At 40.5% G+C, this 610-nt stretch carries 1 protein-coding gene; it reads right to left on the bottom strand.

What is annotated here, in order from left to right; genetic code table 11:
• A partial coding sequence (locus R7040_RS27760; protein ID WP_318097789.1) for an HAD-IIB family hydrolase occupies positions 1-437 on the bottom strand: 437 nt, incomplete at its 3' end.
• Between the last annotated feature and the right edge of the window lie 173 nt (positions 438-610).

Raw genomic sequence — 610 nt, 5'->3', positions numbered from 1 at the left:
TCATCTTCTAGCGATTCAAAATTCATCTCTGTCACGTCTAAGCCATTAATGTTGGCTTCGATGTCAGTGTATGGGTTGTGTTCATTTGTGATCAAACCATGCACTTGGCTGAATGCGTGCACATAAGCACCTAGTTCTTTCGCTTTACGAGCGACTAATTTAGCAGCCTTACCATCAATGATTTGCTGGTGGATAATTTCGTTTGTACCTACGTTTTTAACCATAGAACCATTGTAGAAAAGGACAAAATCTTTATCGGAATGAATATTCAGCTCATCCAATTTTGCCTGCATGCCTTCAAGTGGGCGGCCAGAAGCCAAAACGACAGTAACGCCAGCTTCACGAGCTTTCGCGATAGCGTGTTTGTTTTCTTCTGAAATCGCTTTGTCGCTGTTTAATAACGTGCCGTCCATGTCTAGGGCGATCAGTTTGTACATCTTTACTTACCTTAAAATAATGGGAACCTGAGTATGAAACTACAAAATGGGCTATTTTAACAATTAATTTTTGGTTTGAATTGACCTAGACACGCCTCTCCATTAAGGTCTTCGCCTCGAAGTTTTATGAGTTAAGTGAGTTCTGCGGTGTATAAGCTAAATGAGATGTTTGA

The sequence above is a fragment of the Vibrio sp. 1069 genome (assembly GCF_033340555.1).
The sequence above is the reverse complement of the archived record's forward strand: the minus strand, read 5'-3'. Positions and strand labels throughout refer to the sequence as shown.